The organism is Streptomyces sp. NPDC037290, from assembly GCF_055603245.1.
This window is the reverse complement of sequence record NZ_JBVJVZ010000168.1, coordinates 1-1,177: the sequence shown is the minus strand read 5'-3', so window position 1 is coordinate 1,177 and position 1,177 is coordinate 1. Positions and strand designations below refer to the sequence as shown.

Sequence of the window (1,177 nt, the reverse complement as noted above, 5' to 3'; positions counted from 1 at the left end):
GTTGGTCGCCTGGCGCTCCAGTGCGTCGGACGTCGGGCCGCCCCCCGCGCTCCCGGTGACTGTGCCGCCGTCCGCCGTCTTCTCGTCGCCGGGCTTCCTGCCCGCCGGATACGAGACGGAGCCGTTCGCGTTCACCGTGCAGCCGTCAGCCCTGGCGTCCTCCATGGCCGCTTCCAGCTTGCGCTTGGCCACCGCGATATCGAAGGCGAAGCCGTTCAACGCGGTACTCACCAGACCACACTCATTCTGCACATAGTGGAAGTTCTTCGACAGCTTCTTGAGTTGCTCGGCTGCGGCCTCCGCCGCGTCACCCTTCACCTCGTTGCGAAGCCCGACACCGATCCGGTTGTCGATCGCGTCCTTGGCCTCGGAGGCCATGTCGCCGGTGGCCCGATAGCCGTCCGCGGCCTCTTCGTACTCCGACGGTTTGAAGGCCTTGAGAGTCGCAAGATCCATGACCTGACTCACCTCTCCTTCGACTGGCCGCCGACGGGCTCGGTGTCCCCGTACTTCACCTGGAGCTTCTTCAGATCCGCCAAGGCCTCCTCGTCGGACTTCGACAGATCATGGCCCGTCTTCTGCAGAAGCCCGCCCAGCGCTTCGCAGCGGCCGCGCACATCGCTCACGTATTTCTTCCAGGAGTCGTAGAGCTCCTTCTGCGCCGCCGCGCTCACGGAACCGGTCGTGTCCCCCAGACCGGCCTGCCCATCGGCCAGCTTCGTCAGCGCCTTGCCGACCCCGCCCTTGAGATCGGTGACGCCCTCGCCGACCCTCACCCATGTCTTCCTGTTCGACTTCAGATCACCCGAAGCCGCGGCGCCTGAGTTTCCTCCGTCGGAAGGGGCCTGGTTCAGCTGCAGGCGCGTCGGCTCATTCGCCGCGACATCAGCTTTGATTTGCTCCCATTCGTCCCACGACACCGTAAGTTTCTCCCCGTTTCCCCTGACATCCCCGTTCCCGTGGCCCCGTTCCAGGGCTCCTCGGGTCGAGAGGCCATGGTCTCCGGCCTCTGCGGGCTAAATCAAATTCGTGCTCTGTGCTCCGTGGATCGTGGGGGGCCCGGAACCCGCCTCCCCTGGTCGTTCGTCCTGGGGAACGGGGTCGAGCGGATGGGAAGACATGGTGGAGCGGGCAGAGCCTGGCGGGATACCGGTGGTGCCTGGTGGGGGGAAACGGC

At 65.8% G+C, this 1,177-nt stretch carries 1 protein-coding gene and 1 pseudogene; both read right to left on the bottom strand.

All coding sequences use genetic code 11. From position 1 onward, the window contains the following. A pseudogene (locus ACZ7HQ_RS45720) lies at positions 1-456 on the bottom strand (alpha/beta hydrolase); the annotation flags it as partial. Positions 457-464: 8 nt separating this feature from the next. Then, positions 465-920: a hypothetical protein gene (locus ACZ7HQ_RS45715; RefSeq protein ID WP_030591673.1), complete on the bottom strand. Its 456-nt coding sequence runs from the start codon at positions 918-920 to the stop codon at positions 465-467. Between the last annotated feature and the right edge of the window lie 257 nt (positions 921-1,177).